General features: G+C 74.5%; 12 protein-coding genes. 7 read left to right on the top strand and 5 right to left on the bottom strand.

Annotation, left to right across the window (positions count from 1 at the left end; genetic code table 11):
* The first annotated feature begins 108 nt into the window (after positions 1-108).
* On the top strand, positions 109-1035 hold the full coding sequence (locus IE248_RS26880; protein WP_159032091.1) for a hypothetical protein: 927 nt from the start codon (positions 109-111) through the stop codon (positions 1033-1035).
* A 139-nt stretch (positions 1036-1174) separates the two neighbouring features.
* On the top strand, positions 1175-1966 hold the full coding sequence (locus IE248_RS26875) for a VOC family protein (RefSeq protein WP_190031980.1): 792 nt from the start codon (positions 1175-1177) through the stop codon (positions 1964-1966).
* 30 nt (positions 1967-1996) lie between these two features.
* Here IE248_RS26875 and IE248_RS26870 read toward each other — a convergent pair whose 3' ends face one another.
* The 3 genes from IE248_RS26870 to IE248_RS26860 all read right to left on the bottom strand — a co-directional run bounded on the left by IE248_RS26870 (position 1997) and on the right by IE248_RS26860 (position 6641).
* Positions 1997-2797, bottom strand: a complete 801-nt coding sequence (locus IE248_RS26870; protein WP_008742640.1) for an enoyl-CoA hydratase/isomerase family protein — start codon at positions 2795-2797, stop codon at positions 1997-1999.
* A gap of 79 nt (positions 2798-2876) precedes the next feature.
* Positions 2877-5111 carry an acetate--CoA ligase family protein gene (locus tag IE248_RS26865; protein WP_100582937.1) on the bottom strand — a complete coding sequence of 745 codons (2235 nt, stop codon included), beginning with the start codon at positions 5109-5111 and terminating at the stop codon, positions 2877-2879.
* A gap of 258 nt (positions 5112-5369) precedes the next feature.
* Positions 5370-6641, bottom strand: coding sequence for a flavin-containing monooxygenase (locus tag IE248_RS26860; RefSeq protein ID WP_229895555.1), 1272 nt, complete (start codon positions 6639-6641; stop codon positions 5370-5372).
* A 194-nt stretch (positions 6642-6835) separates the two neighbouring features.
* Here IE248_RS26860 and IE248_RS26855 point away from each other — a divergent pair, with 194 nt between their 5' ends.
* Together IE248_RS26855 and IE248_RS26850 are read left to right on the top strand one after the other, a co-directional pair.
* Positions 6836-7288 carry a DoxX family membrane protein gene (locus IE248_RS26855; RefSeq protein WP_190031978.1) on the top strand — a complete coding sequence of 151 codons (453 nt, stop codon included), beginning with the start codon at positions 6836-6838 and terminating at the stop codon, positions 7286-7288.
* Positions 7285-7716, top strand: a complete 432-nt coding sequence (locus IE248_RS26850; RefSeq protein ID WP_107419613.1) for a Zn-ribbon domain-containing OB-fold protein — start codon at positions 7285-7287, stop codon at positions 7714-7716. The genes IE248_RS26855 and IE248_RS26850 overlap by 4 nt, the downstream gene beginning before the upstream one ends.
* Before the next feature lie 58 nt (positions 7717-7774).
* On the opposite strand, the gene IE248_RS26845 is transcribed toward IE248_RS26850, so the two are convergent.
* Entirely contained in the window at positions 7775-8434 is a 660-nt protein-coding gene (locus IE248_RS26845; RefSeq protein ID WP_037797781.1) for a pyridoxine/pyridoxamine 5'-phosphate oxidase, read from the bottom strand.
* Between the two features lie 24 nt (positions 8435-8458).
* On the opposite strand from IE248_RS26845, the gene IE248_RS26840 reads away from it, so the two are divergent.
* Positions 8459-9040 (top strand): hypothetical protein, encoded by a 582-nt coding sequence (locus IE248_RS26840; protein ID WP_190031977.1) that lies wholly within the window; start codon positions 8459-8461, stop codon positions 9038-9040.
* Between the two features lie 1463 nt (positions 9041-10503).
* On the opposite strand, the gene IE248_RS26835 is transcribed toward IE248_RS26840, so the two are convergent.
* Entirely contained in the window at positions 10504-11715 is a 1212-nt protein-coding gene (locus IE248_RS26835; protein WP_073799682.1) for a thiolase C-terminal domain-containing protein, read from the bottom strand.
* Between the two features lie 123 nt (positions 11716-11838).
* On the opposite strand from IE248_RS26835, the gene IE248_RS26830 reads away from it, so the two are divergent.
* Both IE248_RS26830 and IE248_RS26825 read left to right on the top strand, forming a co-directional pair.
* Positions 11839-13050 carry an acyl-CoA dehydrogenase family protein gene (locus tag IE248_RS26830; protein WP_100582892.1) on the top strand — a complete coding sequence of 404 codons (1212 nt, stop codon included), beginning with the start codon at positions 11839-11841 and terminating at the stop codon, positions 13048-13050.
* Positions 13050-13523 carry a nitroreductase family deazaflavin-dependent oxidoreductase gene (locus IE248_RS26825; RefSeq protein ID WP_100582893.1) on the top strand — a complete coding sequence of 158 codons (474 nt, stop codon included), beginning with the start codon at positions 13050-13052 and terminating at the stop codon, positions 13521-13523. The genes IE248_RS26830 and IE248_RS26825 overlap by 1 nt, the downstream gene beginning before the upstream one ends.
* Positions 13524-13571: the final 48 nt, after the last annotated feature.

Raw genomic sequence — 13571 nt, 5'->3', positions numbered from 1 at the left:
GCCGATTGAAGCTGACGGTCCGTCAGATGGGAAGGGGTGCGGACGGGTGGCCCGAAAAGGTGTATGGTCCCCATCGATTGAACGCGTTCAATTGATGGGGTGGGGGCCATGGTGACGCCAGAGGTGTACGGGAAACCCACGCCGGAAGCGGCCGTGCGCGGCGGACGATGGGCGCGGCTGGCGACCGGCGCCGAACTGGCCTTCATGGCGCAGGTCATCGTGGCGGCGGCGGTGTTCCTCGCCACCTCCGGCACGCGCGACGACCACGGGACCGGCTTCGCGGCCGGCACCGAAGTCCTCAAGGTCCTCGTGGGGGGTCTGCCCCTGCTGCTCCTGGCCGGATGTCTGCACTGGGCGCTGTTCAGCCTGCCCGCGACGGCGCTGGCGCGGCTCACGGGCGGCAGCGGGTGGGAGACGGCCCGGGTGGCGCTCTGCGCGGCCGCCGTCACCGCGGCCCACGCCTGGTGGGTCACCGCCCTGTGGGAGGTCCCCTTCGGCCGGGCGGCGGCCTGGATCGCGGGGACCGGGGCGCTGCCGCTCGTGGCGGCCTGGCACGCGCGCCGCCGCTCCCTGGGATGGGGCGCGATGCTGGCCCGGATCGGCGCGCTCACCGGGATCACCCTGCTCGCCGCCCTCGCCGGCGCGTTCCTCCAGGCCCGCACGGGCTGGCTCGCGTACGAACCGCCCCGGCTGGAGCGGGACCAGTACGCCGGGACCTGGGTCGGGGGCGGCGGCGCCCACCGGCTGCGGCTGGACGGGAACGGCGGGGCGGAGGCCGGCAACCTGCCGCTGGAGGACCGGAGCACCACGCTGTGGGACGCGTGCTCGGGGACCGGTACCTGGGCGTTCGAACCGAAGGACGCGGCCGGCGGCCCGGGCCCCTCCGGCGGGGCGCGGGACCGCGTCACGCTCACGATCGAGAGCTGCGGCCGCATGCTCGACTGGCGCATCGGCGGCACGGCCGGCCGGCCCGAGCTGTTCACCGTCGTCGACGCGTCGGACAGCCGGCGCGTCATCACGCTGCACCGCCCGTAGGCCGGGAGCGGGCTGCGCCCGTACGGGTGGAACCGGCGTCCCGCCGGTGCCCGTACGCGGACGCCCCCCGGCGGGGTCGGCATCGTGGCCGACCGGGGCCGGCCCCCCCGGCCCGACCACCCGCCCTCCAGGAGGACCCATGCTCGGCACCGACTTCAGTACCGGATCGCCCAACTGGCTCGACCTCGGCAGCCCCGACACCGACGCGGCCGCCGCGTTCTACAGCGCCGTCTTCGGCTGGCGGTTCGTCTCCGCCGGGCCCGAGGCGGGCGGGTACGGCTTCTTCCAGGTCGACGGGAAGACCGTCGCCGCCCTCGGACCGCTCACCGAGCAGGGGGCCGGCTCCGCCTGGATGATCCACTTCAAGGCCGACGACATCCGGGCCACCGCCTCGGCCGTCACCGCCGGCGGCGGCACCATCCGCATGGAGCCCATGGACGTCATGGGCGAGGGCTGGCTGGCCCAGGCCACCGACCCGCAGGGCGCCGAGTTCGCGCTCTGGCAGCCCGGCAAGACCGCCGGCCTGGGCCTCACCTCCGCCCCGGGCACCCTGCTCTGGGCGGAACTGCACGTCCCCGACCCGCTCGCGGCCATCACCTTCTACGAGGGCCTCTTCGGCTGGCGCAGCCAGGACATGCAGGCACCCGGCATGACGTACCGGGTGCTGAGCACCAAGGACGGCGACCAGCAAATGGCCTCCTTCGGCGGGGTCGCCCCGATGGGCGACGGCGCGGGCGGCGGGGTCGAGCGGCCCCGCTGGGTGCCGTACTTCCACGCCGAGGACGTCGACGCCACCGTCGCGGCGGCCACGGCGAAGGGCGGATCCGTACTGATGCCGGCGGCCGACGTCCCGGACGTCGGCCGGATCTCCTGGCTCGCCGACCCCTTCGGCGCGGTGTTCGCGCTGCTGAGGCCCGACCCGCGGATGTAGCCCGGGCGGGGCCGCGCGGCGGACGGCGGCTCAGCGGCCGAGGTACTTGGGCGTACGGCGCTCCACGAAGCTCGCCACGCCCTCGTTCGCGTCGGCGGTGCCCATGTTGAGCTCCTGGGCGGTCGCCTCCGCGGCCAGCGCGGTCGCCCGGTCGCCGTCGAGGGAGGCGTTGACCAGCTGCTTCGTCATCGCCAGGGCGCGGGTCGGCCCCTGCGCGAGGCGCTCCGCCCACTCGCGGGCGCTCTCCTCCAGGGCCTCGGCCGGGACCACCCGGTTGACGAGCCCCAGCCGCTCGGCCTCGGCCGCCGGGACCGCGTCGCCGAAGAACATCAGCTCCTTCGCCTTCTGCGGGCCGACGAGGCGCGGGAGCAGGTACGCGCCCCCGCCGTCCGGCACCAGCCCGCGGCGGACGAACACCTCGATGAACCGGGCCGGTTCCGCGGCGATGACCAGATCGCAGGCGAGCGCCAGATGGGCGCCGATCCCGGCGGCCGTGCCGTTGACGGCGGCGATGACGGGCTTCTCGCAGTCCAGCACCGCCGTGATCAGCCGCTGCGCCCCCAGCCGGATCATCCGCGCCACGTCACCCGCCACCCGCTCCCCGGCGGCCGGCGCCCCGCGCAGATCCGCGCCCGCGCAGAACCCCTTCCCGGTCGCGGTGACCACCACCGCCCGCACGCCCGGATCGGCCGAGGCCGCCCCGAGCAGCGCGATGACGCGCTCGCGCTGCTCCCAGGTGACGGCGTTCATCGCCTCGGGCCGGTTGAGCGTGATCCACGAGACCCCGCCCTCGAAGCGGTGCAGTACCTCGTCCTCGGAGATGCCGGTCATACGGTGAACTCCCGTTCGGGGTGGGTGGGACACAGCTCGGCGCACCGGCGCCAAGGCATCGGACATCAGCGGCAGCGGATCAGCGGCAGACGGCGAGGGCGTCCAGCGCCACCGCCCCCTGGCCGCGCGGCAGGACCATCAGCGGGTTGATGTCCAGCTCGGAGAGGGAGTCGCCCAGCTCCAGCGCCATCCGCTGGACCCGCAGCACGACCTCCACCAGGGCGTCGACATCGGCCGGGGGAGCGCCCCGTACGCCTTCCAGCAGCGCGTGGCCGCGCAGCTCGGTCAGCATCGCCCGCGCCTGGTCCTCGCCGAACGGCGGCACCCGTACCGCCGCGTCGTGCAGGACCTCCACCAGGACCCCGCCGAGGCCCACCGTCACGGTCGGGCCGAACAGGTCGTCCCGGGTGACGCCGACGACCATCTCGACGCCCCGCTCCACCATCTGGCAGACCAGGATCCCGTCCAGCGGGACGTTCTCGTAGCGGGCGATGTCGGTCAGCTCCCGGTAGGCGTCCCGGATCTGGCTCGCCGAGGTCAGGCCGATCTTCACCAGCCCGAGTTCCGTCTTGTGCCCGAGCTGCGGGCCCGACGCCTTCATCACCACCGGGTACCCGACCAGCCCCGCCGCGCGCACGGCGGCCGCCGCGCTGGTGACGAGCTGCTCGCGGGGCACCCGTATCCCGTACGCGCGCAGCAGCTGCTTCGCCGCGTGCTCGCTGAGCTGCTGGCCCGGCCGCATCAGGGCCTGCGCCTTGCGGTACGAGGGCGAGGGCGTGCGCGGGGCGTCCTCGAAGGGGGAGCGGTAGCCGGCCGTGAACCGGTGGTGGCCGAGGTAGGCCCGTACGGCGGTGATGCAGTTGCCGAACGTACGGAAGGTGGCCACCCGGGAGGAGCCGAGGAGGGTCGTGCGGTAGGCCTCCTCGGTACCGACCGGGGATCCCCAGATCACGCAGACCAGCTTGTCGCTCTGTTCCGCCGCGTCCACCAGGTCCTGCGCGAGCCTGTCGCTCATGGGCGGGAACGGGCCGGTGATCGGGCAGATCAGCACGCCGACGGACGGGTCCGCGAGGATCGCGTCGATGATCTTGCGGCCGCGCCAGTCGCCCACCGGGTGGCCGCCGTTGTCGACGGGGTTGGCGACGTTCAGGTACTCCGGGATCCACTGGTGCAGCTCGTCCTGCTTGGCCCGCGAGAGGGTCGGCAGGCTCAGGCCCGCCTCGCTCGCCAGGTCCGAGAAGTGCGCGCCGGTGCCGCCGGATATGGAGTAGACGACCACCCCGTCGGCCAGGGGTTTACGGGCCCGGGCCAGCAGCGCGGCGGTGTCCTGGAGCTCGTCGAGGCCGTCGACGCGGATCACCCCGAACTGCCGCATGGCGGCGTCCACGACGGTGTCCGCGCCGGTCAGCTTCCCGGTGTGGGAGGCGGCCGTCCGGGCGCCGGTCTCGGTGCGGCCGACCTTCACGGCGACGACGGGGACCCCGTTGCGGGCGGCCCGGTCGGCGGCGAGGAGGAACTGGCGGCCGTCCCGGAGGCCCTCGACGTAACAGGCGATGGCCCCGACCTCGGGCCGCTCGGCGAAGTACGAGATGAAGTCGGAGGTCTCCAGATCGGCCTCGTTGCCCGTGGGCGCCCAGTGGGAGAGGCGGATGCCGAGCTCCTGGAGGGTGAAGACGGGGCGGCCCTGGTGGCCGGACTGGGTGATCAGCGCGATGGCCGGGCCGTCGAGGTCGTCGCGGAACCGCTCGAAGGCGTTGAGGTTGGTGTTCGGGCCGAGCAGGCGCAGGCCGGAGCGGCGCACGGCGGCGGCGAGCCGCTCCTGCGCGGCGGCGCCCGCGTCGCCGGTCTCGGCGAATCCGGAGGCGAAGGCCACGGCGAACTTCACCTTGGCCTCGGCCAGTTCCTCGATGACGGGCAGCGGATCGGCGACGAGCAGCACCGCGAGGTCCACCTGCTCGGGCAGCTCGGCCACCGAGGCGCGGCACGGCAGCCCGAAGACGCTGGTACGGGTGGGGTGCACGGGGTGGACCCGGGCGCCGACGCGCTGCGCCCAGGCGATGAGCTGCCGGGTGATGCCGGTGTTGGGCCGGCCTTCGGTGTCGGAGGCGCCGATGACGGCCACGGACTCGGGCCGGAAGAACCGGTCCAGGTCGGGCACGTCGGAGCGCAGGGGCCGTCCGCTGACGTCGAGCGCGGCGGTGTCCTCGGCGGACGGCGCCGCGGTGGAGTGCACCGCCGTCCGGGGGGTTTCCCCGCAGGCCTCGACGCGCGCGCGGAAGTCGGTGGTGAGGGTGCCGTGAGTAGATCCAAGCATCGTTCCGCCCGCTCCCTGCTCGAAGATCTCCGTGAACTCCTTAACTGACGCGTAGTCAGATTACTGAACTGACGCGCCGTCAGGAACAGGCCTGCGCGGGAAAGCTGGTGGAGGTGATGTGTGGAACGGTCGCAGACCCCCCGGGCACCGGTCCAGGGCGCGATTCGGCCGCCCGTCCGCATCCCGCCGTGGGCCGCCGCAGGCGGCCGGGCCGGGCCGGGGCGGGTGTCGCGGGGCGGGCGGGCCGGGCCGGGGAGGTCAGGCCGGGGGGTCTACCGGGCGTAGGCCGGTGTCCGGTAGGTGCGCGGCCGCCCGCCGGGCCTCGGCGCGGACGCCGAGCCGGCGGGCGAGCGCCTTGGCGATCTTCTCGGCGTCCAGCGCCATCTCCCGGAACATCCCGCTGATGGGGTTGGTGAAGCCGGTGAAGTACAGGCCGGGGGCCTGCGCCGGGGTGCGCCGGCCGTGCGCGAGCGGCCGCCCGCGCTCGTCGAGCACGTCGAGGTGCCCGATCAGCCCCTCCAGGCCGCGCCGGTAACCGGTGGCGGCGACCACCGCGTCCGGGGTGATGCGCGAGCCGTCCGCGAGGACCACCTCGGCGCCGTCGAACGCCTCGACGGCGGCCACCGGCTCCACCGTGCCCGCCCGTACGGCGGCGATCAGGCCGACGTCCTGCACCGGGATCGCGCCCTGGCGGACCCTGCTGTACAGGCCGGACTCCGGGCGCGGGAGCCCGTACGCGGTCAGGTCCGGGACGGAGACCTTCGCGGTGAGCGCGCCGAGCCGGTCCACCAGGCGCACCGGCAGCCGCCGCACCAGGATCCCGGTGCGCTGGGCGGGCCAGCCGGCGGTGGAGCGGCGCACGATGTGCGGGGCGGTGCGCACGGCGAGGCGGACCCGCGCCGCCCCGCCCTCGGCCAGGTCGACGGCTATCTCGGCGCCGGTGTTGCCGGCGCCGACGACCAGTACGTCCCGGCCCTCGTACGGCTTCGGGTCGCGGTAGGCGGCGGCGTGCGCGAGCGCGCCGGTGTACGTGTCCCGGCCGGGCCAGTCCGGCAGGCGCGGGGTGTGGTTGAAGCCGGTCGCCACGACCACGGCCCGGCCGGCGAGCACCCGGCCGCCGCTGGCGTGCAGGAGCCAGCCGGGCCCCTCGCCGGCTGCGGCTCCGCCGCCGTCCCTGGCGTCGTCCCCGGCACCGGCCACGGCGGGCGCGCGCTCGATCCGGGTCACCTCGACCCCGGTCACCAGCTCCAGCTCGTGGAACTCGGCGTACTTCTCCAGGTACCGCACCACGTCGTCCCGCGACACCCACCGCCCGAACCGGCGCGGAATGGCCAGCCCGGGGAGGGCGGAGAGGCGGCGGGTGGTGTGCAGGTGGAGCCGGGCGTAGTGCCCCCGCCAGGAGGCGCCGACGCCGTCGGACTTCTCGACGACCACCGCGCGCACCCCTCGGGCGCGCAGCGCGGCGGCGACGGCGAGGCCGCCGGGCCCGGCGCCGATCACGTAGACGGGGCGGGGCTGGGTGCTGCTCATGTCGGGTGCTGCGGGGACTCCGGGCATGAGGTGTGAGCGTATCGCCACGCTGGGTTGATGGGTCTCGGACGGGCGGGGAATCGATTGCGGATCGATCACGGGACCCGCGGAGGGCCGGAGGTCTTGCGGGATCGCCCGGCATCCGGTGAACTGACGTACCGTCAGATCCAAGGCTAGTGGAGGGGTGGACGCCGATGCGGACCATCTGGCTCAGCGGGGCCGAATGGCTCGCCGTGCTCCGGATAGGCCTCGGCCTGTGGTGGCTGGAGAGCTGGCGGCACAAGGACAAGAAGGGCTGGTTCGAGCGCGGCACCGGCATCGCCTGGGCGGCCGACGTCGCGGGCAAGCACCGCTGGCCGTTCGTGAAGGGCGGCTTCGAGAAGGTCGTCCGGCCGAGGCCGCGCCTGATGGCGTACGTCGTCGTCTACGCGGAACTCGCCCTCGGGCTGGGCCTGGTGCTCGGGTTCCTGACCCCGGTCGCGCTGGTGGGCGGACTGCTGCTGAACCTGCTCTACCTGGTGCTGATGATCCACGACTGGGCCGAGCAGGGGCAGAACGCGATGATGGCGCTCATCTCGCTCGTCGCGCTCTTCGCGATCGCCTGGCAGACCTGGTCGCTCGACGCCGCGATCGGACTGTTCCGGTGAGCGCCGCCGGCGGCGGCTCCGCCGCCCGCTACGACCTGCCCGAGGTGGACGAGTTCACCCGCCCCTACTGGGACGCGGCCGCCGAGGGCCGGCTGCTGCTGCGCCGCTGCGGGGAGTGCGGGCGCGCGCACCACTACCCGCGGGAGTTCTGCCCGTTCTGCTGGGCGGGGGAGGACCGGGTGACGTGGGAGGCGGCGAGCGGCCGCGCCACGCTCTACACCTGGTCGGTGATCCACCGCAACGACCTCCCGCCGTTCGGGACGCGGGTCCCCTACGTGGCGGCCGTGGTCGACCTGGCGGAAGGACCCCGGATGATGACGGAGGTCGTGGAGTGCGAGCACGCCCGCCTGAGCGTCGGCATGCCCCTGGAGGCCACCTTCCGCGAGGCGGCCCCGGGGATCGCGGTGGCGGTGTTCCGGCCGGTGTGAGCCGGGGCGGTGGGGCCACGGCGACGGCGACGGCGACGGGCTACGGCCACGGCCACGGCTACGGCCAGAGGAGGTCGCGCGTCCAGGAGCCGTCACCGCCGCGCAGGTACCGCAGCCGGACGTGCCGTCGCATCGGGTCGCCCTGGAAGAACTCCACCTCGGCGGCGTCCAGTACGTACCGCGTCCAGGTCGGAGCCGGGGCGTCCGGCTCCGCGCCGGCCCGCTCCCACGCCGCCGCCGAGGCCTCGGCCAGCTCCCGTACGGAGCCCAGCACCTCGCTCTGCCGCCCGGTCAGCGCGGCCGCGAGCGCACCCCGCGACCGCACCGCGAGGTCGGCCCGGCTCTCCCGCGGGCCACAGGCGCCGACCCGGCCCCGGATCCGCACCTGCCGCGCCACCGTCGGCCAGTAGAACCCCAGCGCGGCGTCCGGATGCCCGGCCAGCTGGCGGCCCTTGGCGCTGGTGGCGTGCGTGGCGAAGTGCCAGCCGCGGGCGTCGGCGTCGTGCAGCATCAGCGTGCGTACGTCGGGCCGCCCGTCGGAGTCGACGGTCGCCAGGCTCATCGTGTGCGGCTCCTGCTGCCCGGCCCGCGCGGCGTGCACGAACCACTCCCGGAACAGGGGGAGCGGCTCGGCGGGCGCGACGTCGGTGTCGAAGCCGGGGAGGGTCCCGTCCCAGACGCGCAGGGAGTGCAAGGTGGCGTGGAAGTCGCTGGTCATGGGGTCAGGTTAGGGTGCGGGTCCATGAAGATACGCCGAGGTGCGGGGCTCGGGCTGATCGCCCTCGCCGGCATGTGCGCGGTGGCCGCGATCGCCGGCCGGCTGTACGAACGTCCGGGCGGCCTGGCCGTCGTGGCCGAGCTGAACAGCCCGTGGCTCCTCGTCCCCCTCGCCGGCGCCGCCCTCGCCACGGGCGCCGCGCTGCGCTCGCGCGGCCCCGGCGCCGACAAGGCGGTCGCCGCCCTGGCGGGCGCGGGGCTCCTGGCCGCCCTGCTCGTCCCGCTGGGGCTGATGGCGGCCGACCCCTTCCCCGCGCAGCAGTACGACGTCACGGCCCCGGGCGGCGCGGGCGCGCCCCGCCGCCTGGTGGTGGAACGCGTCTCGCCGCTGGCGGACCCGGGCTGGGAGGTCTACGTGGACCAGGGCCCGTTCCCGGCCACCCGCCGCTGGCCGGTGGCCCGGTACGACGACGCGGACTGGTCCAAGGGCATCCTCCACGCGCAATGGCTCACCCCCGACACGATCCGCCTGATCGACCTCGACCACCGCTCCCACGACATCCCCATAGCCCCGACGGGCCGCCCCCTGGCGCGCCTGGACTGGTAACGCGCCGCCGGGGCGGGGTTCCACGTGTGCCGGGACGGGGGCGGGGGCCCGGGACGGCCGTCGGCCGGGGTGGGGGTGTGCGGGGTCCACGCGGGGCGGGGTCGAACCGTGCTGGGGGCTTCCCGCCAGTCTCACTGTCCTTCCGGTTCGGTCCGGCCCGTCAAGGGCGCTCCCTTCGGTCGCGTCGCTTCGCGATGGCCTTCGGCCACCCTTGACAGCCCGGCCCGCCCCGGAATGCCAAAGACTGTCGGGAACCCCCCAAAGAACGGTCAGGGGGAAGGGTCCAACCAGACCATCGCGAGACGCCTGGGCGGGAGCCCTGGCCTGGCGGAAACGCCGCCCTCCGGGCGGAAACCCTCCCGGACCTGCACTCCATGGCATCCAGATCAACCAGGTCAGCGTTCAGGCGCATCAGATCGCTACCCGCCTACCACTCGGCTCAGCGGCTGCGACCCGTCTGTGGCTGGACATAAGCCGCCCACGGCCCGGACATGCTTCTCGCCCCACGCGGCTGCGGCTTGTCTGGGGCTGGACATAAGCCGCCCACGCTCGCCACGCGCGTCTCGCCCACGCGGCTGCGGCCTGGCCGTGGTTGAACACAAGCCGCCCACGGCCCCGGCATGCTCCTCATCTCACGCGGCTGCGGCTTGTTGGTGGCTTCTTGTAGCCAGAAGACGAAGAGATCAGCCTGGATTGCAGTCAGAGCGACAGACAGCCCACACCCACCCACCAAACCACCCCAATCCGGACAGGATTGGGGTGGATTGGGGTCTCTGGAGGTCCGATGGCCTCCAACCTGCACGAAATGACGCATCCGACCGTCTCAGGCCACACCACCCGACTACCTGCGGCCGCCGGCCGGTCTCCGCTGCGTTCCGGTCGTGGGCGGCCTATGCCCAGCCCCAGACGGGCCGCAGCCGCCAAGCCGAGAGGCAGGCGGGTAGCGATCGTGGGCGGCTTATGTCCAGCCCAAGACGGGCCGCAGCCGCCAAGCCGAGAGGCAGGCGGGTAGCGATCTGGGGCGCCTGACCGCTGCCTTGGTTGTTCTGAACGTCGTGGGGTGCAGGTTCGGAGGGGGTTCCGCCCGGAGGGCGGCGGTCTCCGCTGGGCAGGGCGCCCGCTCAGGCGTCTCAGCACAGCTGGGTGGTCATGGTCCCCCCTGACCGTTCTTTGGGGGGTTCCCGACAGTCTTTGGCATTCCGGGGCGGGCCGGGCTGTCAAGGGTGGCCGAAGGCCATCGCGAAGCGACGCGAACGCAGTGAGCGCCCTTGACGGGCCGGACCGACACGGAAGGACAGTGAGACTGGCGGGAAGCCCCCAGCGCTGTCCTGTCCCGCCCCGCGTGGACCCCGCACACCCCCACCCCGCCCCGCAGGGATCCCGCCCGTCTTGCCCCGGTCCGCCGGCGGCGCGTCATCGGTCCGGTCCCGGCCCGCGGGTACTCCCCGGCCCCGGCCCCGCCCCTACCCCCGCCCCAATATCACCGTGCCCGATGAGCAGAACCAGCCCCCCGTGCCCGAGGCGAGGGCCACTTCCGGGAGGTGGCCGTCGGGTTTGGTGACCTGGCGGTTCGGGCCCGCTTCGCCGCGGAGTTGGCGGACGGCCTCGACCAGGAGGAAGAGGCCGCGCATGCCCGGGTGGCAGGCCGACAGGCCGCCGCCGTCCGTGTTGACCGGGAGCTCGCCGCCGCGCAGGAGCCGGCCCTTCTCGACGAAGGCGCCGCCCTCGCCCTTCCCGCAGAAGCCGAGGTCCTCCAGCGTCACCAGGGTCATGTACGTGAAGGCGTCGTAGATCTCGGCGAGGTCCACGTCCGCCGGGGTCAGGCCCGCCCGTTCGAAGGCCAGGCGGCCGGAGACCGCGGCCGGGGAGACGGTGAAGTCCTCCCACTCCGACATCGTGGTGTGCGAGACGGCGGTGCCCGAGCCCAGGACCCAGACGGGGGCCTTGGCGGTGTCCGGTACGTAGTCCTCCGCCGCGAGCAGGACCGCGCAGCCGCCGTCCGAGCGGATGCAGCAGTGCAGCTTCGTGAAGGGGTCCGCGATCATCTCGCCGGACAGGACCTCGCCGACCGTCAGCGGGTCGCGGAACATGGCGTCCGGGTTCGCCGCCGCGTTCGCCCGGGTCTGGACGGCCACTTCGGCGAGCTGCTCCAGGGTCGTCCCGTACTCGTGCATGTGGCGGCGGGCCGCCATCGCGTACTTGGAGATCAGGGTGTGCCCGTACGGCACCTCGAACTGGAGCGGTCCCCGCGCTCCGAAGGAGAGGTTCGAGGTGCGGCGCCGGGCCTTGATGTCGGCCCGGGCCGTCGAGCCGTAGACCAGGAGCACGGCGTTCGCGTGGCCGGCGGCGATCGCGTCCGCCGCGTGCGCGGCCATGACCTCCCAGGTGGCGCCGCCGACCGAGGTGGAGTCGACCCAGGCGGGGCGCAGCCCCAGGTATTCGGCGACCTCGATCGGCGCGAGCGTGCCGAGGCCCGCCGAGGCGAAGCCGTCGATGACGCGGCGGTCGAGGCCGGAGTCGGCCAGGGCGCGGCGGGCGGCCTGCGCGTGCAGGGCGTAGGGGGTGGGGCCGTCCACGCGGCCGCAGTCCGACAGGGCGACGCCGACGACCGCGACCCGGCGGCGGCGCGGCGCGGCGGCGGGTTCGGCGGTGGGGCCGTGGAGGAGTCCAGACATGGAGCGACCGTACATCTGACGCTACGTCAGTTTCTAGTGCGCGGCGACCCGTCCCGCCCCCTGTGCATCTCGCTCCGCCCGCCCTAACATGACGCCCCGTCAGATACGGGGAGGAGCCCGACGATGGACGCCGCCTTCACCGCGGAGCAGGACGAGATGCGCCGCACCCTGCGCGAGATCCTGGGCAAACGCTGCGGTCCGGACGAGGTCAAGGCCGCCGTCCGCACCGCCGCCGGATACGACCTGGAGCTGTGGCAGCAGCTCTCCCGGCGGCTCGGCCTGCCCGGCCTCGCCGTCGCCGAGGAGTACGGCGGCGTCGGCTGCGCCCCCGCCGACCTGGCCCTGGCCTGCGAGGAGACCGGGAGGGCGCTGCTGCCCTCGCCCCTGCTGGCCACCGCCGCGCTCGCCGTGCCGCTGATCACCGCGCTCGGCACCGCCGCCCAGCGGGCCGCCCTGCTGCCGCCGCTCGCCACCGGAGGGCTCACCGCGGCCCTCGCCGTCCCCGGCCCCGCCCTCGCCACCGCCCTCGCGCTGACCGGCGACAACACCCCGGGCGAATGGGCCGGCGGCGGCCGCGCCGGCGGGGTCCAGGCCCGCGCCGGCACCGCCCCGGACGGCTGGCGGCTCTACGGAGAGGCCGCCCAGGTGCTCGACGGGCACAGCGCCGGCCTGCTCCTCGTCGCCGCGCACACCGGCGGCTTCGCCCGCAGCCGGATCCTGCTGTTCCTCGTACGGGAGGACGCGCCCGGCCTCGTACGGACCCGGCAGACCACCCTCGACGAGACCCGGCCGCAGGCGCGGGTGCAGCTGCGCGACGTCCCCGCCGAGCTGCTGGGCGACCCGGAGGGCGACGTACCGGGGGCGCTCGCCGCCACCGGGCGCACCGCCGCCGCCGTACTGGCCTCCGAGGCGGTCGGCGCGGCCGGGCAGGCCCTCGCCCGGACGGTCGAGTACGTCCGGGGGCGCGAGCAGTTCGGCCGGGCCATCGGCTCCTTCCAGGCCGTCAAGCACCGGCTCGCCGACCTCTACGTCCAGGTGCAGGCGGCCCGCTCCGCGGCCTGTTACGCCGCCTGGGACCCGGAGCAGGGCGGCCTCGCGCTCGCCCAGGCGCTGGAGGCGCTGCGGACGACCGCCGGCGAGGCGATCCAGCTGCACGGCGGCATCGGCTTCACCTGGGAGCACGACGCGCACCTCTACTTCAAGCGGGCCGCCGCGGACGAGCTGCTGTTCGGCCCCGTCCACCGGCTGCGCGCGCACGCCGCCGACCGGGCGGGCCTGTTCGGCGGTCCGCCGGACCGGGGCCACCGGCCGATCCTGGAAAGGGTGGCCGTCTGATGGCTCCCGGCGTCAAGCTCATGCAGAAGATCTCCTCGACCGTGCTGTTCGCCAAGCTCGCCCCGCACTTCATCCCGGCGCTGGACAAGGCGGTGCACAAGCTGAGCCGCGGCAAGGTCATGCTCAGCGCCCAGATGCTCCCCGGCGTGATCCTCACCGCCAAGGGCGCCAGGACCGGAGAGCCGCGCACCACGCCGCTCGCCTGCATGCCGGAGGACGGCGGCAGGACCTGGCTGCTGATCGGCTCCAACTTCGGCCGCCCGGGACACCCGGCATGGACCGGGAACCTGCTCAAGAACCCCGACGCGGACGTGAGTTGGAAGGGCCGGGACATCGCCGTACGAGCCCGCCTGCTGGAGGGCGAGGAGCGCGCGGCGGCGTGGCGGGCGGTGCTGGTTTTCTGGCCGCCGTACGCGACGTACCAGGCGCGCATCGAGCGCGAGATCCGGCTGTTCCGCCTGGAGCGTCGCTGATCGCAGGCGTCTGACCGCGGCGGACCCCCGGAGGTGATCCGGGGTCCG

The sequence above is a fragment of the Streptomyces goshikiensis genome (genome assembly GCF_014650555.1).
GTDB classification, from domain to species: Bacteria; Actinomycetota; Actinomycetes; order Streptomycetales; family Streptomycetaceae; genus Streptomyces; species Streptomyces goshikiensis.
This window is presented reverse-complemented; position numbering and strand designations above follow the sequence as displayed.